This is a genomic window from Embleya sp. NPDC050493 (assembly GCF_044458105.1).
Taxonomy (GTDB): Bacteria; Actinomycetota; Actinomycetes; order Streptomycetales; family Streptomycetaceae; genus Embleya.
On sequence record NZ_JBITHP010000026.1, the window covers coordinates 137061 to 156317 of the forward strand.

Below are 19257 nucleotides of genomic sequence, written 5' to 3' on the forward strand. Positions count from 1 at the left end.
GAATCGGCCGGGCCGGGCCCGGAGGCGGCCTTCGGTTGCTGCGGCTCGCGTCGAGCGCCGGACGAGCTCTCGGCCCGGCCGGTGTCCGCGGACACCGGCCGGGCCGGTCCGGCGCCGGCCGCGAGGACCTCAGGCCAGCGCCTGTTCCAGGTCCGCCAGCAGGTCGTCGGCGGACTCGATGCCCACGGACAGCCGGACCAGGTCGCCGGGCACCTCCAGCGGCGAGCCGGCCGCCGACGCGTGGGTCATCCGGCCCGGGTGCTCGATCAGCGACTCGACGCCGCCGAGCGACTCGCCCAGGATGAACAACTCGGTCCGGTTGCACACCTGTACGGCGGCCTCCTCGCCACCGTTCACCCGGAACGACACCATGCCGCCGAACGCCTTCATCTGCTTGACCGCGACGTCGTGCCCCGGGTGCCCGGGCAGCCCGGGATACAGCACCTCGCTCACCCGCGGGTGCCGGGACAGCAGCTCCACGACGCGCTCGGCGTTCGCGCAGTGCCGGTCCATCCGGACCCCGAGGGTCTTCAGGCCGCGCAGCGTCAGCCACGCGTCGAACGGCGCGGGCACCGCGCCCATCGCGTTCTGGTGGAACACCAACTCGGCGGCCAGCGCGGCATCGTCGACCACGAGCGCGCCGCCGATGACGTCGGAGTGCCCGCCCATGTACTTCGTCGTCGAGTGCACGACGACGTCGGCGCCCAGGGTGAGCGGCTGTTGGAGGTAGGGCGAGGCGAACGTGTTGTCCACCACCAGGAGCGCGCCCGCGTCGTGCGCGACGCTCGCCAGCGCGGCGATGTCCGCGACGCCGAGCAGCGGGTTGCTCGGCGTCTCGCACCACACGAGCCGGGTCACGCCCGGCCGGATCGCGGCACGTACCGCGTCGAGGTCGCCGGCGTGCGCGGGGGTGTACTCGATGCCCCACCGGGAGGCGACCTTCGCGAACAGCCGATAGGTGCCGCCGTAGGCGTCGTCCGGGATCACCGCGTGGTCGCCGGGTGCGCACAGGGAGCGCAGCAGGCAGTCCTCGGCGGCCAGGCCGGACGCGAAGGTCAGTGCCCTGGTGCCGTCCTCCAGGGCCGCGATGCACTCCTCCAGCGCGGTACGGGTCGGGTTGCCGGAGCGGCTGTACTCGTAGCCGCCGCGCAGCCCGCCGACGCCGTCCTGCTTGTACGTGGACACCTGGTAGATCGGCGGAACCACGGCCCCGGTCAGCGGGTCGGGTTCCTGCCCGGCATGGATCGCCAGAGTCTCAAAGCCGTGCGATTGGGTCATGACCGAAACGTTAGTCGCCCGAGCGGGCGGGCGCTCACGCGTCGCCGGCCGGGACGCGCGTCGGGCCCGGCCGATCCGCGGCCCGCCGGCTCCGCACGGGCGGACGGGCCGGACAGCACCTCCGGCGCGGCTACTTCCGCACCAGCCGGTCCAGCATCAGGCGGGCCGCCTGGGTGGTGCGGTCGCGTACCTCGGACAGGCGAGCGGCGTCGGGGGCGCTGAAGTAGGAGGACATCACGACCGTGTCCTTGCGCACCGTCACCACGACGTACGGGTACGGTTCGCCGCCGTCCTTGGGGTACATCAGGCCCTCTTCGGCGAACGCCTCGTCCGCCTCGGCGAAGGTGGGCTGCGCGGCGCCGGGGGTGTCCTTGGCCCGGGTGCCGTCCGGGTAGGTGCGGGTCGGGCAGCGGTCCTTCACCTGGTGCGCGTTCCGTACCTGCTCGCGCGCGCCGCGCACGTCCGTGTGCACGAGCACGGCGGTGCTGCCGCTGGGGAGCACCGTGGCCTGCGCGCCGCCCGGCAGTTGCACCTGGCGCACCCACTGGCCGACGAGGCTCGGCGGCAGCGGCACGGTCCGCTGCGTGCAGTCGGCGGCGTAGTCCGTGAAGGTCTCGCCCGCGAACTCGTAGGTGCTCTGCCTGACGAAGCCGGTCCCCCAGTCCTCCGGGGTGAGGGCGAGCGACGCGGCCAGGGCCTGGGCCTGCTCCGGGGTCCGGCTCGGCGGTGCCGAATCGGCGGTCGGGCGGCCGGCCGTGGCGGTCGGGCCGGGGCCCTTGGCCACCGGGGCGGCGCCGGTGGCCGCCGCGTTCGGGTCGATCGCGAACGGATCGTCACCACCGTCGGCACAGCCCGCGAGCAGCAGGATGCCGAGCACCGGACCGATCGCGCGAGCCGCCGTTCTGCCTTTGCCGTACATGCCGATGACCCCCCGTGAGCGTGAAGCCCCATGGTAATCAGCGTGGTAGCGCCGCGATCGATCCGGCTGCGTCGGGTCAGCGCAGTTGCGTCCGAGTACGCACCACCATCTTGGCGAGCGCGTCGATGGCCTGGTCCTTGGCCGACTCGAAGGTCTTGTCGCCCCGGTCCACCACCGCGGCGGTGAGCACCATCTGGCCTTGCCGAGCCGTCACCCACACGTACTGGAACGGCGGCCCGCCACCCCTGCCGAACCACTGGGCGCGCGCCACGTGCACCTCGTCGATGCCCGGCACGGTCAGGTCGAAGACCTGGATGTTGTTCAACTTCTCGTTCCCGGCGAGCACCTGGTTCGGGCAGCGCCGCCCGTCGGCGATGCCGATCCGCATGTCGGTCTGCGCCGCGGCGGTGCTGGAGTACACGGTCGCGGAGGACGTCGCGAGCGTCTTGCTGAGGTTGTCCGCGCTGGGTTGGCCGTCCGGGATGTACACGTAGCGCGCCAGGGTCGCGAGGGCGCCCGGCACGGTGCCCTGGACCACCTGCTTGCAGTCGGCGCCCGTGATCACCCGATCGAGGGCGCCGTACTCGTAGTTGAGCTCCTGGGGGACGTAGGTCGGGCCCCAGTCCTTGGGCACCAGCGCGACCGCCGAGACCAGCGTCTTGGCCTGTGCGGTGGTGAGCGGGACATCGGCGCGCGTGGTCGTGGTGGGTGGCGGCGCAGCGCTGGTCACCGGCGGCTCGGCGGTGACCGGGTCCGGCGACGGCGGCGGAGGCGGCTCGGTGGACTGATCCCGACTCGCGCTCGCGGTGGGCGAATCGGTCGCCCCCAGACCGAACGGGCCGCCCTTGGACGAGCCGCCCTGACACCCGACCACGAGCGAGCCACTCACGATCAGGGCCGCCCCGGCCGCCACCACTCGCATCATGGAATGCCCCCCGATTCCGCACACGTCGCCTCGACCACCATTGAAGCCGGTGCCGCACGCTCACGGGCACGAACGCGCGTACTGCGGGGCTTGTTTCGGCCCCGTCCGCACCCTCCGCCCGAGCCCGCGTCCGGCCCTGGCCGGTGTCTACGCGGGTTCCGTGTGAGTTTCATGGGAAGTCCGAACGGCGGGCGACACCTCGGGGGCCCGCGGACCGCTTTGCGCGATCCGCGCTGTTTGCCGTGGTGGTATCGGCAGGCGGCGATCCGAATGCGGTCGTCCACGATCTTGTGGAGGAGGCGGCGCGGGTCGGACGAACCCGTCCCCCGCGCCTCGATCGGCCTTCCGGAATGACATGATTTGCTCGTCTTCGGGAGTCGGGAGGTGGGATCTTGTTCGGCGGCTCCGGCGGCTCCAGCCGCTTCGGCGGCTCCGGTGACTCGAGCGCGCCCGGCCGGCGGGCCGAGCCCGTGCAGCGACTGTTGTTCGGCGGCGTCTACGGGACGGTGCTGGCCAGTGCGATGGCCGCCGCCCTCGCGCAGGACAGCGGGGCGCCCAATCCCGGCTACGACGCGGTGTGGGTGCTGCTGGCGGCGCTGGCGTCGGCCGCGGCGCACGGCTACGCGCACGCCATCGCGCACCGCACCGCCGACCCGACCACGGTCGCCGCGAGCACCGCACGGTCCGTGCTGACCGAGTGGCCGCTGGTGGCCGCGGTGTTGCCGACGGTGGCGGCCCTGCTCGGCGCGCACGCGAGATGGTGGGGCGAGGAGTCCGCGATCGAGGTGGTGCTGCTCCTGAACACGGCCACCCTGTTCGGCTGGGGCCTGTCGGCGGCCCGAGTGGCCGGCCGAGGCTGGGCCGCGGCCTGCCGGGTCGGCGGCGTGGACATGCTGCTCGGCCTGTTCATCGTGGGCGCCAACACCCTGAGCAAGTAGCCCCACAGGTTCCGCAAGACGCGGATGATCGAGAAGCGCGAGGTCGAGCGCGCCAGGATCGCGCTGCGACGATGCATCGACCAGGCTCATACAGCCGACGACGGTGAGGAGTAGGGCATGACCGGGCGCAGTGACTGGCAGGAGATCCGCTCGCGGCGGATGGCGGAGGCCGGTGCCGAGGAGGCCTACGAGGCGGCTCGAATCTCGTTCGAGTTGGGGCGCAGCGTCCGGGAGATGCGTGAACGGCACGGGCTCACGCAGGCCGTCCTTGCCGAAGCGGCCGGGATGACGCAGTCGGCGGTGGCACGCTTCGAGGCGGGTGGGACCGTGCCCACCATCCAGGTTCTGGAGCGCTTGGCGAAGGCGCTGGATGCCGAGTTGATCGTGCGCTTGGCGCCGCATACGGCTGCCTGACGGCGTTCGGAGTCGGCCCCGGATGTGGGTCGTGATGGTTCCGAGTCTTGTCGTGGGGCGGGTGCTGTGCCATATATGTCTAGACCAATTGCTCTCGGTGGAGAGAGGCATTGTGGCGCGACGGATGGCTTGGATCGGCTTGTCGGGGTTGGCCGTTGCGCTTGTGCTGGCGGGGTGTTCCGAGGACACGCGGGACACCACGGCACCGGCGGTGCCCGGTGAGGTCAGTGCGCTCGCGTCGAGTTCGGTGTCGGTGCACGTGATGTGGCGTGCCGACCCGGACGTCGCGGTGTTCGAGGTGTATCGCGGGGACGCGAAGGTGCTGGACGTGACCGGCGGACGGCACATGGTCGACGTCGGCGGCCTGGCCCCGGGGACCGCGTACTCGTTCTCGGTGCGGGCGCGGGACCGGGCCGGGAACGTGTCGCCGGCGAGCGTTTCGGTGCCGGCCACGACGTTGTCCGTGGCCCAGGGCGAGCGGGTGCCCCCGACCGCGCCGCGCAACGTGCGCGGGCAGGCCCGGGGGGCCGGCGGCGCGACGCTGGCCTGGGAGGCCGCCACGGACGACGTGGGGGTGAGCGCCTACGACATCTGGCAGGGCGGCGTGCGGGTGCACAGCGTCGCCGGGGGGCTGACCACGGCGGTGGTCGGCAGCCTGCGACCGGGCACCGAATACAGCTTCACCGTCACCGCCCGCGACGCCGCGGACAACAAGTCGCCGGAGAGCAACGCCGTGACCGTGGTCACCGAGCAGGGCACCGGGGACGGTCGCGACACCGCGCCGACCGACCTGCGGGCGGTGCCCCGGATCGCGGTGGACGGCACCTACGTCGACCTGACCTGGACGCCGCCGGACGTCGACGGGACCGTCGCGAGCTACGAGGTGTACCTGGACGGGAAGTTCCTGACCACGGTGATGTGGGGCGTGGCGCCGCCGCCCGGGCCGGCCCAATACAGCCTTCCGCTGGGCGATCGGCCGCCGGCCGGGCATGTGCTGAAGATTCGCGGCCAGTTGCCGGACGGCAAGTGGGGCGCCTTCTCCGCCGACCTGACCCTGACGGACGCGCCCGCGGGTCCGGATCCGGCGACGCCGGCGCCGACCGGACCGGGCGGCTCCTGAGCACAGGGCGCGGGAGCCGGTCCGGGAGCGGGGAGGGCGTCAGCGCGAGCGGGCCGCGCGGGTCGCCCGGGTCGCGCGAGTGGACCTGGTGGAGCCCGTCGGGTTCTCCGGGACGGTCGGCATCGCCGAGCGCGGGGCGCGCGCCGCTCGACCGCTCGGCTTGGCGACCGGGCCGATCTCGCGGGTCAGCCACAGGCAGATGACGTTGACGACGTAGTTGAGCTCGGCCTTGTCCAGCGGCCGGCCCTTGGGGATGGCGTGCAACTCTTCGAGGCAGCCTCGGCAGCACGTGCCGGTGGCGTGCTGGGCGACGAAGACCGGATGGCCGCGATACGGGGTCTGCCGGCCTTCCTTGCTGGGCTTCGCCGGACCCAGGCGACGCGCGACCAGGTCGTAGGCGTACCAGCGCACGCCGGATTCGCCCAGCGTCAGGGCGACCGTGCGCTCCCGCCCGGGCAGGTGGAACTTGGCGCGGGACGGGAGCTTGCCGATCGCGTCCAGGCGGGCGTCGAGCGGCTCGGGCCTGGCGCCCTTGGAGGTCTTGGTTGTCATATCGCCTCCAACGGTAACCCGTCCGGCTCAGCCCAGGTACTTGTGGAAGATCGTGCTGGACCTGAGCACGCCCGACGGGTCCGCGGCATAGGACGGGATGGCGCCCGACTCGATCCAGCCGGCGCTCTTGTACAGATGCTCCGCGCCGCCGCCGGTCGGGGTGTCCAGGGTGAGCAGGCTGCGGCCCGCCGCTGCCGCGAACTGCTCCGCCGTGGACAGGAGTTCGCGGGCGAGTCCGTTTCCTCGGGCGCGCCGGTGGACCATCAGCCCGGACACCGAGGCGCGATGCCGGCTGTCCGGCATGCCGGCGAATCGGAGCCGGATCGTCCCGGTGACGCCCTCGTGGTCCGAGGTCGCCCACATCACGGTGCGATTGCTGCGTATCTCGATCCCCTGGGCCGCCCACCACTCGGCTGCGGCGTCGATCGGCAGCGGCGCGAGAAAGCCGACCCCGGCCCCGTCCTCGACCGCGTCCACGAGCAGCGCGGCCAAGCCGGGGGTGTACGTGACGAGGTCGATCGCGGAAAGCCGGACGGGCGTTGTCATACAACCATTCTCGCGCGCATCCCTCGATGCCCGAACCTTCGGCGTGCGGCCCCGGACGTCGTTGCGCAGCTCGGTGAAGCGCAGGGTGCCTCCGAGTTCCGTTCCCGGCCGCCCGTGGGCTGACTCGGCACCGTCGAAAAACGCCGAGCGGCGGGGGGCGGGGGCGGGGGGGGGGCGGGGCGGGGGGGGGGGGGGGGGGGGGGGCGCGGCGGGGGGGGGGGGGGGGGGGGGGGGGGGGGGGGGGGGGGGGGGGGGGGGGGCGTCCCCACCCACCCCCCCCCCCCCCCCCCCCCCCCACCCCCCCCCCCCCCCCCCCCCCCCACCCCCCCCCCCCCCCGCCCCCCCCCCCCCCCCCCCCCCCCCCCCCGCTCGGTGGTGGGCTCGGGGGTCAGGTCAGCGCCGGTTCGCGGTGGGTCGGGGTGGGGGCGGGCGCCGCGTCCGACTGGGCGGGCATGTGCTCCCGGGCCCGCTTGGGCAGCAGGAAGCCCAGGGCGAAGGCCACCGCCGTCAGCCCGAGGGCCAACAGCGTCGTGCGCTCGACCGCGTCGACCGAGGAGCGGGTGTGCGTGTCGGCGCCCGCCTTCGCGACCGCCGCGGCGGAGGCCGGGGTGACCGGGATGCTCGTGCAGCTCGCCGGGAGCCGGTCCGGGTCGGTCGCGTTCTCCCGGGCGTCCACGCACGCCCGCAGCCCGGCCACGATCGCGTCCTGGGTACTCGCCGGAACACCCGCCGCGGTCAGCTCCGTGCGCAGCTTCGGTGCCGCGTTCTCGTCGAAGTTGTGGGTGGCCTGGGCGCCGATCACGCCGAAGAACACCGTGCCCAGGACCGCGATGCCCAGCGACGCGCCGAGCTGCTGGAGGGATTCGAGCGCCCCGGACGCCGAGCCGACCTCGTGGTCCTCGACCTCGCCCATGATGATGTCGAAGACCGGTACGAAGATCATCCCCATGCCGAGGCCGAACAGCGCCAGCGGCGCGAGCAGGTCACCGGTGCCGATGCCCACCCCGGCGTCCGCGAAGACCAGGTACATCCAGGCGATGCCCGCCGCCATCACGCTCAGCCCGATGTGCAGGATGCGCCGGCCCAGCTTGCCCATCACCGCGCCGCTGAGGCCGGACCCGACGAACGCGCCGAGTGCCCATGCGCCCATCGTCAGGCTCGCCCGGGTCGGGCTGTAGCCCAGGCCGAGCTGGAGGAACAGGCCGACCGCCATCGAGATCCCGACGATCGCCCCGAAGAACACCATCACGAACCCGACGCCCGAGGCGTACGACCGGCGCCGGAACACGCCGAGCCTGATCAGCGGCACCCGTCCCGCCGCCTCGCGCCGCAGCTGGTACACCGCGAACCCGGCCAGCACCGGCAGCGACGCCGCGCACTCGACCAACGACCAGGTGGGCCAACCCAGTTCGCGTCCCTGGACGAGCGGGTGCACGAGCATGAAGGTACCGACCCCGGCGAGCGCCATGCCCAGCACGTCGAGCCGGCCGCCGGCCTCGCTCGGCGGCGCCTGCGGCAACATCCGGCCGCCGATCAACAGCGCGAACGCACCCAGCGGAACGTTGATCAGGAAGATCATCCGCCACCCGGTGCCGAACACGTCACCGTCCACGAGCACACCCGCGACGATCGGCCCCAACACCGTGGACAACCCGATCGCCGGGCCGAACACCGCGAACGCCTTGCCGATCTCGGCCGGCGGGAACAGGTCCCGGATCAGGCCGAACGTCTGCGGGATCATCAGCGCGCCCAACAACCCCTGGAGCACCCGCGCCACGATCAGCGTCTCCGGCGACCAGGCGACCGCACAGGCCACCGAGAGCACCACGAAGCCGACCACGCCGACCATCAGCATGAACTTGCGGCCGTACATGTCGCCCAGCCGCGCGCCGGTGAGCAGGCCCACCGCGAGAGCGAGCGTGTAGCCGGCCGCGATCCACTGGAGACTGGCATAACTGCCGCCCAGATCCCGCCGGATCGCGGGCGCCGCGACGCCCACCACGCTGGAGTCGAGCAGGTTCATCAAGGTGGCGGCCAGCACCGCCAGAAGTCCGAGCCAGCGCTGCTTGGGGCCTACGGAGGACTGGGAGACCGGGGTTGCGAGGGTCTTCTCGCCGCTGTTTTCCACGTCTCCCAAGCTAGAGGTCAATCAGGCAGCATCCGTTCCTGTTTCAGCCGGGAGCCGGCAGACTTCGGCGCATGTTGGAAACCTCCGCGCGACTGTTGCGCATGCTCTCGCTCATGCAGACGCGGCCCGACTGGACCGGCCCCGAACTCGCCGAACGACTCGGCGTCAGCGGGCGCACGGTCCGCTACGACATCGAGCGGCTGCGCAGCCTGGGCTATCCGGTGCACGCGCGGCGCGGCGTGGTCGGCGGCTATCGGCTCGGCGCCGGCAAGGCGCTGCCGCCGCTGCTGCTGGACGACGAGGAGGCGGTCAGCATCGTGGTCGGCCTGCGGATCGCCGCCGGCAGCGTCGTGGACGGCATGGACGAGGCGATGCTGCGCGCGCTCACCAAGCTCGACCAGGTGCTTCCGTCCCGACTGCACCGCCGGGTCAAGGCATTGCAGAAGTACACCGTCCCGGTCCGCCAGACCGGTCCGGCCGTGGACATGGACGTGATGACCGTACTGGCCGGCGCCTGCCGCGACCACGAGCAGCTGCGCTTTCGGTACAGCTCGCACGAGGGCAAGGAGACCTCGCGGGTGGTCGAGCCGTACCGGCTGGTGCACCGGATGGGTCGCTGGTACCTGGTCGCGTGGGACATCAAGCGGGAGGACTGGCGCACCTTCCGGATGGACCGGATCACCCCGCGCCCGCCGCACGGCCCCCGCTTCACGCCGCGCGAACTGCCCGCCGACGGGGACGTGGCGGCCTTCGTGAACCAGGGCGTGGAGAGCGCGCGTGGACAGGTCCGGGCCCGGGTGCTGGTGCGCGCGCCGATCGCCTCGGTGGCCGACCGGGTCCCGCCGGCCTTCGGCTCGTTCGCGGTGGTCGACGACGACACCTGCGTGTTCGAGACCGGTGCGTCCAGCATCGAGAACCTGGCCGTCTACATCAGCCTGCTGGACGCCGACTTCGAGGTCGAGGACCCGCCCGAACTGGTCGCCTACATCCGACGGTTGGCCCACCGCTACACCGGCGCGACCCCGAGCGCCGACGCAATCGACGCGGCCGACGCCGGGCCTTCCGGGCCCACCGCACCCACCGGGCCGGTCGGGCCCGCGGGGCCCGCGGCCGAGGAAGTCGCGACCGCCGCTCCCGCGCGCTGACACACGGCGCCCCCGACCCCTTCGGCACGAGGGGATCGGGGGCGCCGGTCGAGCGGGAGCGTCAGACCGAGACCGGTTCGCGCTCCGCCGTCTTCTGGAGCGGGACGTGCGGGGTGACCGGCTCGTCGGGGGCTTCCAGATCACGCGGGTTGTTGTACATCTCCAGGTCCAGCGTCTTCTCCCGAGCGGAGACCAGGATCGGCACCACGACCTGCCCGGCCACGTTCGTGGCGGTCCTCATCATGTCCAGGATCGGGTCGATCGCCAGGAGCAGTGCGACGCCTGCCAGCGGGAGGTTCACCGTGCTGAGCGTGAGGGTCAGCATGATGATCGCGCCGGTGAGACCGGCGGTGGCCGCCGAACCGATCACCGAGACGAAGGCGATCAGCAGGTATTCCTTGATGCCCAGGTTCACGCCGTAGACCTCGGCCACGAAGATCGCGGCGATCGCCGGGTAGATCGCGGCGCAACCGTCCATCTTCGTGGTGGCGCCGAACGGCACCGCGAACGAGGCGTAGTCCTTCGGGACGCCGAGGCGCTCGGTGACCTTCTGGGTGACCGGCATCGTGCCGACCGAGGAGCGCGAGACGAAGGCGAGCTGGATGGCCGGCCACGCGCCCTTGAAGTAGTTCAGCGGGTTGACCTTGCCGACCAGCGCCAGCAGCAGCGGGTAGACCACGAACATCACCAGCGCGCAACCGATGTAGATGTCGGCGGTGAACGTGCCCAGCGGCTTGATCAGGTCCCAGCCGTAGGTGGCGACCGAGGTGCCGATCAGACCCAGCGTGCCCAGCGGGGACAGCTTGATCACCCACCACAGCGCCTTCTGGATGATCTCCAGGACCAGTTCGGCGCCCTTGACCAGCGGTTCGGCCTTGGCGCCGACCGACAGGATCGCGGAGCCGAGCACGACCGCCAGGAAGACGATCTGCAGAACCTTGACCTCGGAGAACGCGGTGACGATGTTGGTCGGGATGATGCCGGTGAGGAAGTCGAGCCAGTCACCGTTGGTCTTCGGCGCCTTGCCCGGGTCGGCCGGCAGCTTGAAGCCGTCGCCCGGGTTGGTGACCAGGCCGATGGTGAGGCCGATCGCGACCGCGATCAGCGACGTGATCAGGAACCACATCAGCGTGCGCGCGGCCAGCCGGGCGGCGTTGTTGACGTTGCGCAGGTTGACGACGCTGACCAGGATCGCGGTGAACACCAGCGGCGGTACGGCCAGCTTGAGCAGCTGGACGAAGATCGTGCCGATCTGGTCGAGCGTCTGGGTCAGCCACGAGACGCCGTACTCCTTGGCGATGAAGCCGAGGACCACGCCGAGCACGAGGCCGGCGGCTATCTGGGCCCAGAAGGGGGTTTTCCTCAGGGACTTGAGTGAATCCACAGCAGACAAGGCAGGGCTCCTGAACGGGCACCGTGGGGACGGGGGTGGCGGTACGGAGCGGCCGCCGACCTGCGCATCAATAGGCACACGAGTGCCCGCAGGAAGGACTACGAGGAAGCGTTACTTCGCGCAGAACGGCCGCAGATGGCCGGCGTGCGGGCGGCCGGGGCGACGAGCGTGAAGGCGTCAGCCCGGCAGGGGCACGGCGGCGGTCAGCCGCGACACAGCGCGGTGGCGCAACGGCCCAGGTCGACATGACGACGGGACACGAGCGGGAAACCCACCGCCGCGTGCGTCATCTGCGTGTCGCCTGCACCAATCATGGGAGCGAGGATAGCCACACTAAACCGATAAACGCAAAGAATTACGGAACGGACACCGCCGGACACCCAAGGACACCGCCGGCCACACCTCGCTTAAGCGCTCAAGACGCTTCCCCGGCGCCCGACCGGCCGCGCATTCCCCCGGATCCGGGAGGTCTTGCGCAGCCCACGAGACACACGCGGCCGACTCGGCCGACACGGCCGAAACGGCCGACGAGCCCCCGAGGCCCGAACGGCTCAGGAGGCTTCCTTGGCGATCCGGACCGGCGTCACGGCCTCGTCCTCGGCGCGGTTGTCCTCGGCGATGCGCTGCTTCGCCCGCTGCATGCGCTCGTACAGCGCCTCGGACATCGCGTCCCGCTCCGCGTTCAGGAACCGGTAGCTGATCAATGCCGATCCGGCCGCCGCGATGGCGATCGCGATGAACACGTTCCCGCGGCCGTTCAGGTCGAAGAGCCCGAACACGACCATGACCACGGCGAACAAAGCGGCGAAGATGCCGAGCCGATAGAGCGAGTAACGCAGCGCGGGATTCGACATGGTCACCTTCGGTTCCCCTAGCCAGAGCGGTACGAGTGGCGGCGGACGCGAGTCGAGCCGTCCCCTCCAGTCAAGCATCCCGTGTGCGGAACGCAGAGCCGGGTCCCTCCTCGCAGTCCGGCCGGCCCGATCCCGGTCGGACCACCGGCCGAGTCACCGGCCGAGCCACGGGCCGGGTCACGGGCCCAGCCCGTTGATCCCGTCCAGGATCATGTTCTCCCAGTAGCTGCCCGGCTCGGCCCACGCGAGCGGATCCACCGAGGACAGCAGGTCGACCACGATCGACTCCCACACGTCGTGGATGCCGATTCCGAACCGCTCGCCCTGTCGGTGCATCCGTCCGATCACCCACATGGTGAAGGCGAGCGCGGACAGGTCGGTGTTGAGCGTGTCCATCTCCGGCTCGTCGGCACCGGTGTACCAGCGCCGGACCACACCGGTGCGGCCGTCCACGAGCAGGTCGCCGTCCTCGCTGACATAGCCGAGCACGACCAGGTGCTCCGCGTCCGCCGGCGGCTCCGGCTCGTCGTCCCAGTCCGCCCGGCGCTCGGCGATCAACTCGGCCAGGGTCGGCAGCGGCTTGTCGTCGCTGCGCATGTCCAGGTACGCCCACGCGTCGATCAGCCCGATGTCGAGCAGGAAGCGCCGGGTCGGCTCGTGCGTGATCGCAGCGGGCAACTGGCGTTCCTCGTAGCCGGAGAACTCGTTCTCGTACACCAGGTCGAGCATCGCGGGGGTGATCCGCACCGCCAGGCCCTCGCCCGGCACCGCCGCCCGGCGCAGTTGCCACAGCGCGAAGGACGTGTGCCAGAACGAGTGCCCGGGATCCAGTTCGGGTTCGGTCTCGCCGAGCAGATCGATCAGCTCCTCGCCGGTGCGCACCGGGCCGCGGCCGGTGCGGATCGCCTCCACCAGGCCGGCGTTGCGCACCAGGGTGGACACGTCCGTCGAGATCGGCGTCGGGTCGCCGAACCGCTCCTCGCCGAGGATCCGACCGGTCGCGCCGTCCAGCAGCACCGCCCGGGCCGAGGTGCGCGGCGAGCCGTACGTGCCGAGCACGATCAGGCCGTCCCGGATGCCGCCCGGATCGAATCGGATCAGCGCGGCCTCGCGCGGCAGGCCCACCTCGGCCAGGAAGCGCCGGGTGGGCTCGTGCCCGATCCCGGGCAGGTCGTGGCGGACCACCTCGCCGAACCACTCCCGGGCGTCCTGCGCGGTGATCGCGATCCGCAACGTGTCAGGCATACGGCAACCCTCCCGCCTCGGGCCGATCGGGTTCGACCGGGCCGGGTCGGAGTTTCGTCGGCCGCGGCGTGGCGCGCCGGGCCGGGCCGGGTCAGAGCTTCATCGGCTGCGGCGTGTCGCGCCGGGCCGGGTCCGGGCCCTCGTACTCGCGCAGCGTCTCGTAGCGGGTGTTGCGCTCGACCGGGCGGAAGCCCGCGTCCCGGATGAGGTCGAGCAGGTCGTCGCGGGTCATCTTGTTCGGCGTGCCGAAGTCGTCCGCGTCGTGGGTGATCTTGTACTCGACGACCGAGCCGTCCAGGTCGTCCGCGCCGTGGTTGAGCGCGAGTTGCGCGGTGGCCAGGCCGTGCATGACCCAGAAGCACTTCACGTGCGGGACGTTGTCGAACATCAGCCGGGAGACCGCGAACACCTTGAGCGCCTCGGCGCCGGTGGCCATGTTGGTCCGGGCCTGGAGCCGGTTGCGGACGATGCCGTCCTTGCTGTCGTGGAAGTCGTGCTGGTAGCGCAGCGGGATGAAGACCTGGAAGCCGCCGGTCTCGTCCTGGAGTTCACGCAGTCGGATGACGTGGTCGACCCGGTGCCGGGGCTCCTCGATGTGGCCGTAGAGCATCGTGCACGGGGTCTTGAGGCCCTTGGAGTGCGCGAGCCGGTGGATCCGCGACCAGTCCTCCCAGTGCGTGTCGTGGTCGACGATGTGCTGCCGGACCTCCCAGTCGAAGATCTCCGCACCGCCGCCGGTGAGCGACTCCAGGCCCGCGTCCATCAGCTCGTCGAGGATGTCCGAGGCGGACAGGCCGGAGATCTTCTCGAACCAGTGGATCTCGGTCGCGGTGAACGCCTTGAGCGCGACGTTCGGCAGCACCTCCTTGAGCGCGCTGAGCGACCGGGGGTAGTAGCGCCACGGCAGGGTCGGGTGCAGGCCGTTGACGATGTGCAGTTCGGTGATCCCGTCCGGCTCCATCTCCTTGGCGAGCCGCACGGCCTCCTCGATGCGCATCGTGTACGCGTCCTTCTCGCCCGGCTTGCGCTGGAACGAGCAGTAGGCACAGGACGCGTTGCACACGTTCGTCATGTTGAGGTGGCGGTTGACGTTGAAGTGGACCTTGTCGCCGTTCTTCACCGTCCGCACGTGGTGCGCGAGTCCGCCGAGCCACGCCAGGTCGTCGCTCGCGTAGAGCGCGATGCCGTCTTCACGGCTCAGTCGCTCCCCGGCGAAAACCTTGTCCTCGATCTCCCTGCGCAGGCCCGCGTCCATGTGTCGGCACTCCCTCTAGGTCTTCACGATTGCCGCTGCACGGCTGCTACGAGGTTACGCCCGGGTCACCGGGCGCTCGCTCAGGCCATCACCTCGGCGTACAGCGCCGGGTCGACGTTGCCGCCGCTGACCACGGCGACGTGCTCGCGGCCGGCGGGCAGCGCGTCCTTGCGGAAGAGGTAGGCCGCGGTGGCCACCGCACCGGCGGGCTCGGCGACCAGGCGGGCGCGCCGGGCCAGAAAGCGCATCGCCTCGCGGATCTGCTCCTCGGTCACCGTGACGATGTCGTCCACGTAGGCCTGGATGTGGGCGAACGGCAGCACCCCCACCGAGGTGGTGCGCAGGCCGTCGGCGATGGTGCGGTAGGTGTCGGCGGTGGACCACGTGGTGCGCACGCCGGTACGGAAGGACTCCGCGGCGTCGGCGGCCAGTTCCGGCTCGACGCCGATCACCGCGGTGTGCGGGCTGCTCAGCTTGACCGCGGCGGCGATGCCGGAGATCAGGCCGCCACCGCTGACCGGGACCAGCACGGTGTCCACGGTGGGCAGGTCCTCGACGATCTCCAGGCCGGCGGTGCCCTGGCCGGCGATGATCCGCGCGTCGTCGTAGGGCGGCACGAGCGCGTAGCCGTGCTCGGCGGCCAGTTCGCCTGCCGCGGTGTCGCGCCGGTCCGGCGTGACGATGACCACGTCGGCGCCCAGCGCGCGGGTGGCCTCGATCTTGACTCGCGGGGTGGTGTCCGGCATCACGATCACCGCCTTGGCGCCGAACAGGCGGGCGGCGTAGGCCACCGCCTGCGCGTGGTTGCCACTGGAGTGTGCGGCGACCCCGCGCGAGCGCTCGGCGTCGGTCAGGGCCGCGATCGCGTTGTACGCGCCGCGGATCTTGAACGCGCCGATCGGCTGGAGACTCTCCGGCTTGAGCCACAGCGGGCGGTCGTCGTCACCGTGCAGGGACGGCAGCAGCGGGGTCCGTACCGCCGTGCCCGCGATCCGCTTCCGTGCGGCCTCCAGGTCTTGGAGCGTCACCAGGTTCGTCATGCCTGCCACCTTATGAGGGGCCGCCGGCGGACCGGCAACCCTTTCGGACCCGGCCGTGCCTACTCGGTGGGTTCGGGCAGTTCGGCCGCGCGGTACTCCCACTTGGTGGAGAGCACCACGGTGGTGCGGGTGCGGGCCACGCCCCGGGTGCCGGACAGGCGCCGGACCACGTTCTCCAGGCCCTCCATGTCCGAGACCCGGACCTTGAGCATGAACGAGTCGTCGCCGGCGATGAACCAACAGTCCTCGATCTCGTCGAGGTCGCGCAGCCGGCGGCTGACGTCGTCGTGATCGGCCGCGTCGGAGAGCTGGATCCCGATCAGCGCGGTCACCCCGAGGCCGAGCGAGACCGGGTCGACGGAGGCCCGGTAGCCGGTGATCACGCCGGCCTGTTCGAGCCGGTTGATGCGATCGGTGACGCTCGGGCCGGACAGGCCGACGAGTCGGCCCAGCTCGGCGTACGAGGCCCGCCCGTTGCCGCGCAGCGCCTGGATCAGCTTGCGGTCGACGGCATCCATGTCCGTTTCCTCCAGGTAATCGATGGTGTCCACCGGGAGGCCACCGGGGGTCTGTGACATGACGAAGGTGCAAACCCGCGTGTGGCCTGTAATTCATTGGACGATTTTGATTCTAGCCCTTAGAATCAAAGGCATCGGGAGCTACAAGCCTCCGATGACGACTCGTGGGGAGACAACACCGTGTACACCCTGGAGATGGCCCGCGCACACATGCAGGAACTGCATGCCATTGCGGAACGCTCACGTGCCACCCAGCCGTCGAACACGCTCAAGCGTGTGAAGCGACTGGTCGGCCGCCGCAAGTCCGGGCGCTGATCGCTCGGCAGATCCGGCAAGACCGCCAAGGCTCCCGTCACCACGGGGGCCTTTTTGGTCTGTCCGACCGGGTGCGGCCGTCCGGGTGGGTGCGGGCGTGCGGGCGAGCGTGGGCGTTGTCCGAGCGGGGCGCGCCGACCGGCGGTCTTCCGCCGTGCCTCACCCGCCCGCCTCGCGTCGGGCGCCGCCCAGTTCGCCGTCCCAGCGTCGATACAGGGTGTGTGCGACGCCGAGCGCGTCCAGCGCCTTGCCCGCGACGAAGTCGACCAGGCGCTGGACGTCCTGGGCGCCCGCGTAGAAGGCCGGGGACGCCGGCAGGATCACCGCGCCGGCGTCGTCGAGCCGGACCAGGTGGCGCAGCGTGGTGCCGGTCAGCGGGGTCTCGCGCGGCACCAGCACGAGCGGGCGGCGCTCCTTGAGCGTGACGTCGGCGGCGCGTTGGAGCAGATCCTTGGACAGCCCGATCGCGATGCCCGCGACCGAGGCCGTGCTGGCCGGGACCACGACCATGCCCTTGGCCGGATACGAACCGCTCGCCGGTCCCGCGCCCAGGTCGCCGGCCGACCAGTAGCGGACCCGGTCGAGGGCGGCTTCGTCGAGCTTGGTCCACGCGGCGAGGTCGTCGCGCCAGTGCGCGTCCCGGAAGGCGATGCCGGTCTCGTCGAGCAGGGTCAACCGGGCGGCCCGGCTGACCACGAGGTCCACCTGCTCGCCCGCGTCCAACAGCCCGCGCAGCACCGCCGCGGCGTACGGCGTGCCCGATGCCCCCGATACGCCGACTGTCCACGGGCGTCGTCCCGTACTGTCCCGCTCCTGGTCCATGCCTCCTATTGTGGCTTCGTAGCGGTACTGCCTACCGCAGGGGAGGGGTGTGCATGTCCCGCATATCCGTGTCGGGAGTCCGCGACGCGGCCCTGGTCACCGCAGTGCTGATCGGCGCGGTCTGGGCCGTCCAGCTGATCAATTACACGACCGACGACTCGCTGCTCGGCCACGGCGTGACACCTCGGCGGGCGGACGAACTGCCGGACATCCTCAGCGCGCCGTTCCTGCACTTCGGCACCGGACACATCGTCGCCAACACCTTCCCGCTGATGCTGCTCGGCTTCCTGGCCGCGCTGCGCGGGATCACCCGTTTCCTCGCCGTGTTGCTCACGATCACCGTGATCGGCGGTCTCGGCGTGTGGGTGACCGCGCCGGCCGGAACCAACACGGCGGGCGCGAGCATCCTGGTCTTCGGCCTGTTCGGCTACCTGATCGTGCGCGGGTTCGCCGACCGCCGGGTGCTGGACGTGCTGATCGGCTTCGCCGTATTGGGGCTGTACGGCAGCTCGTTCGCGATGGGGGTCACCCCGCTCGCGGAGGGAGTGTCCTGGCAGGGCCACCTGTTCGGGTTGATCGGCGGCGTGTCGGCGGCACTGGCCTTCCGTCGTCGACGCGATGTGTCACACCTCTCGCCCGCGGACCTTCCCATCGGATAACGCGGTGGACATCGCTGCATACGATGCGGGTAGGTCTTCCTCGCAAACTTCTTTGTTCTCGTTCCTCGACCGGGAGTTTTCCTGTGCGTTCGCTCCGGATATCCGCCGCGGCCCTGACCGTACCGTTGGTCCTGCTCGCCGCCGGTTGTGGCGAGTCCTCTTCGGGAGATCCGTTCAAGCCCGCGGCCGCCGGTGGTGGCGACGCGCTCGACCCCAAGGGCCCCTCGAACGAGGCGCTGACCGTGGAGGCGCTGTCCAAGCAGGCCGAGACCGGCTTCAAGGAACTCTCGAACCTGCGCATCGAGGGCACCGGAAAGGTCTACGACCTCCCGCTCGGCGTGGACATCAAGATCGGCACCGGTGAGCAGGCCGAGGGCAAAATCACCCTCGACAACAAGGCCCTGGACCTGATCGCGGTCGACAAGACCACGTACGTCAAGATCGCGCCGGGCACCGTCCAGACCGTTCTGGACCTGGGCAAGCGGGCCGAGGCCGCGTCGGGCGAGCCGGAGTCGGCCGAGGACAAGGCGCTGGGCGAGCAGTTCACCAAGATGTTCGCCGAGGGCGCCAAGCTCGTCGAGGGCAAGTACATCAAGTTGGGCGGCGCCGAGACCGGCAAGCTCGGCCAGGACCTGCTCAAGGGCGGCACGCCGTCGCTGGACGGGCTGTTCGGCTCGGACTCCGACTCGGACGACTCCGCCGACCCGGACGACAAGCGGCCGATGACCAAGGGCCCGACCACGGAGATCAACGGGACCAAGGTGATCCCGCTGATCTCCAAGGACGAGGACGGCACGACCGTGACCATCTACGTCGCGGCCAACGGCAAGCCCTTCCCGATCCGGGTCACCGCCGACGACAAGAGCGACGGCACCAACGAGGTCACCCTCGACCTCAAGTACTCCAAGCTCACCGGCGGCGTCTCCCCCAAGGCCCCGGCGCCCGGCGACACGGTCGACCTCAACGGCCTCCTGAAGTCCTTCGGCGGCGGCATGTTCGGCGAGGACAAGACGGCCTGATGTGAACGGGTCCGCCGGTCACCCGGCCCCGGGGGGGGGGGGGGGGGGCGGGCGGGGGGGGGGGGGGGCCCGCCCGGGGGGGGGGGGGGGGGGTGTGGGGGGGGGGGGGGGGGGGCCGGGGCGGGGGGGGGGGGCCCCCACCAACAGGGGGGCGGGCCGCGCGGGGGGGGGT

At 71.4% G+C, this 19257-nt stretch carries 20 protein-coding genes; 7 read left to right on the forward strand and 13 right to left on the reverse strand.

What is annotated here, in order from left to right; all coding sequences use genetic code 11:
- Window positions 1-129: 129 nt before the first annotated feature.
- The 3 genes from ACIBM5_RS36420 to ACIBM5_RS36430 all read right to left on the reverse strand — a co-directional run bounded on the left by ACIBM5_RS36420 (window position 130) and on the right by ACIBM5_RS36430 (window position 3122).
- The gene (locus ACIBM5_RS36420; protein ID WP_396010989.1) at window positions 130-1278 is read right to left on the reverse strand and encodes a cystathionine gamma-synthase; all 1149 of its coding nucleotides are present in this window, start codon (window positions 1276-1278) and stop codon (window positions 130-132) included.
- Window positions 1279-1408: 130 nt separating this feature from the next.
- Complete coding sequence (locus ACIBM5_RS36425) at window positions 1409-2197, reverse strand: hypothetical protein (protein WP_396010990.1); 789 nt, start codon at window positions 2195-2197, stop codon at window positions 1409-1411.
- Between the two features lie 76 nt (window positions 2198-2273).
- Window positions 2274-3122 carry a hypothetical protein gene (locus tag ACIBM5_RS36430; protein WP_396010992.1) on the reverse strand — a complete coding sequence of 283 codons (849 nt, stop codon included), beginning with the start codon at window positions 3120-3122 and terminating at the stop codon, window positions 2274-2276.
- A 470-nt stretch (window positions 3123-3592) separates the two neighbouring features.
- Between ACIBM5_RS36430 and ACIBM5_RS36435 the strand changes: the two genes are divergently transcribed.
- The 3 genes from ACIBM5_RS36435 (at window position 3593) to ACIBM5_RS36445 (ending at window position 5594) form a co-directional block, all read left to right on the forward strand.
- Window positions 3593-4060 carry a hypothetical protein gene (locus ACIBM5_RS36435; RefSeq protein WP_391586873.1) on the forward strand — a complete coding sequence of 156 codons (468 nt, stop codon included), beginning with the start codon at window positions 3593-3595 and terminating at the stop codon, window positions 4058-4060.
- Window positions 4061-4177: 117 nt separating this feature from the next.
- Complete coding sequence (locus ACIBM5_RS36440; protein ID WP_396010993.1) at window positions 4178-4474, forward strand: multiprotein-bridging factor 1 family protein; 297 nt, start codon at window positions 4178-4180, stop codon at window positions 4472-4474.
- A 124-nt stretch (window positions 4475-4598) separates the two neighbouring features.
- Window positions 4599-5594: a fibronectin type III domain-containing protein gene (locus ACIBM5_RS36445; RefSeq protein WP_396010994.1), complete on the forward strand. Its 996-nt coding sequence runs from the start codon at window positions 4599-4601 to the stop codon at window positions 5592-5594.
- Window positions 5595-5633: 39 nt separating this feature from the next.
- On the opposite strand, the gene ACIBM5_RS36450 is transcribed toward ACIBM5_RS36445, so the two are convergent.
- The 3 genes from ACIBM5_RS36450 to ACIBM5_RS36460 all read right to left on the reverse strand — a co-directional run bounded on the left by ACIBM5_RS36450 (window position 5634) and on the right by ACIBM5_RS36460 (window position 8820).
- The gene (locus ACIBM5_RS36450; protein WP_391586684.1) at window positions 5634-6146 is read right to left on the reverse strand and encodes a DUF4186 domain-containing protein; all 513 of its coding nucleotides are present in this window, start codon (window positions 6144-6146) and stop codon (window positions 5634-5636) included.
- Between the two features lie 27 nt (window positions 6147-6173).
- On the reverse strand, window positions 6174-6692 hold the full coding sequence (locus ACIBM5_RS36455; RefSeq protein WP_396010995.1) for a GNAT family N-acetyltransferase: 519 nt from the start codon (window positions 6690-6692) through the stop codon (window positions 6174-6176).
- 388 nt (window positions 6693-7080) lie between these two features.
- Window positions 7081-8820: an MFS transporter gene (locus ACIBM5_RS36460; protein WP_396010996.1), complete on the reverse strand. Its 1740-nt coding sequence runs from the start codon at window positions 8818-8820 to the stop codon at window positions 7081-7083.
- Window positions 8821-8891: 71 nt separating this feature from the next.
- On the opposite strand from ACIBM5_RS36460, the gene ACIBM5_RS36465 reads away from it, so the two are divergent.
- Window positions 8892-9965: a helix-turn-helix transcriptional regulator gene (locus ACIBM5_RS36465; protein WP_396010997.1), complete on the forward strand. Its 1074-nt coding sequence runs from the start codon at window positions 8892-8894 to the stop codon at window positions 9963-9965.
- A 61-nt stretch (window positions 9966-10026) separates the two neighbouring features.
- Here the strand turns inward: ACIBM5_RS36465 and ACIBM5_RS36470 are convergent, their stop codons facing one another.
- The 6 genes from ACIBM5_RS36470 to ACIBM5_RS36495 form a co-directional block, all read right to left on the reverse strand.
- Window positions 10027-11349: a dicarboxylate/amino acid:cation symporter gene (locus tag ACIBM5_RS36470; protein ID WP_396011005.1), complete on the reverse strand. Its 1323-nt coding sequence runs from the start codon at window positions 11347-11349 to the stop codon at window positions 10027-10029.
- A 560-nt stretch (window positions 11350-11909) separates the two neighbouring features.
- A complete protein-coding gene (locus tag ACIBM5_RS36475) occupies window positions 11910-12212 on the reverse strand; it encodes a DUF4229 domain-containing protein (protein WP_396011006.1) in 303 nt (100 codons plus the stop codon).
- Between the two features lie 177 nt (window positions 12213-12389).
- Complete coding sequence (locus tag ACIBM5_RS36480; protein WP_396010998.1) at window positions 12390-13457, reverse strand: SUKH-4 family immunity protein; 1068 nt, start codon at window positions 13455-13457, stop codon at window positions 12390-12392.
- A gap of 91 nt (window positions 13458-13548) precedes the next feature.
- Window positions 13549-14712, reverse strand: a complete 1164-nt coding sequence (gene mqnE / locus ACIBM5_RS36485) for an aminofutalosine synthase MqnE (RefSeq protein WP_391586678.1) — start codon at window positions 14710-14712, stop codon at window positions 13549-13551.
- 80 nt (window positions 14713-14792) lie between these two features.
- On the reverse strand, window positions 14793-15752 hold the full coding sequence (locus tag ACIBM5_RS36490; RefSeq protein ID WP_396010999.1) for a threonine/serine dehydratase: 960 nt from the start codon (window positions 15750-15752) through the stop codon (window positions 14793-14795).
- Between the two features lie 59 nt (window positions 15753-15811).
- Entirely contained in the window at window positions 15812-16270 is a 459-nt protein-coding gene (locus ACIBM5_RS36495) for an Lrp/AsnC family transcriptional regulator (protein WP_026219445.1), read from the reverse strand.
- A 180-nt stretch (window positions 16271-16450) separates the two neighbouring features.
- Here ACIBM5_RS36495 and ACIBM5_RS36500 point away from each other — a divergent pair, with 180 nt between their 5' ends.
- On the forward strand, window positions 16451-16585 hold the full coding sequence (locus ACIBM5_RS36500) for a hypothetical protein (RefSeq protein ID WP_020556503.1): 135 nt from the start codon (window positions 16451-16453) through the stop codon (window positions 16583-16585).
- Between the two features lie 159 nt (window positions 16586-16744).
- On the opposite strand, the gene ACIBM5_RS36505 is transcribed toward ACIBM5_RS36500, so the two are convergent.
- Complete coding sequence (locus ACIBM5_RS36505; protein ID WP_391586677.1) at window positions 16745-17407, reverse strand: UbiX family flavin prenyltransferase; 663 nt, start codon at window positions 17405-17407, stop codon at window positions 16745-16747.
- A 53-nt stretch (window positions 17408-17460) separates the two neighbouring features.
- On the opposite strand from ACIBM5_RS36505, the gene ACIBM5_RS36510 reads away from it, so the two are divergent.
- Both ACIBM5_RS36510 and ACIBM5_RS36515 read left to right on the forward strand, forming a co-directional pair.
- On the forward strand, window positions 17461-18066 hold the full coding sequence (locus ACIBM5_RS36510; RefSeq protein WP_396011001.1) for a rhomboid family intramembrane serine protease: 606 nt from the start codon (window positions 17461-17463) through the stop codon (window positions 18064-18066).
- Window positions 18067-18149: 83 nt separating this feature from the next.
- Complete coding sequence (locus tag ACIBM5_RS36515; RefSeq protein WP_396011002.1) at window positions 18150-19085, forward strand: hypothetical protein; 936 nt, start codon at window positions 18150-18152, stop codon at window positions 19083-19085.
- The last annotated feature ends 172 nt before the right edge of the window (window positions 19086-19257 follow it).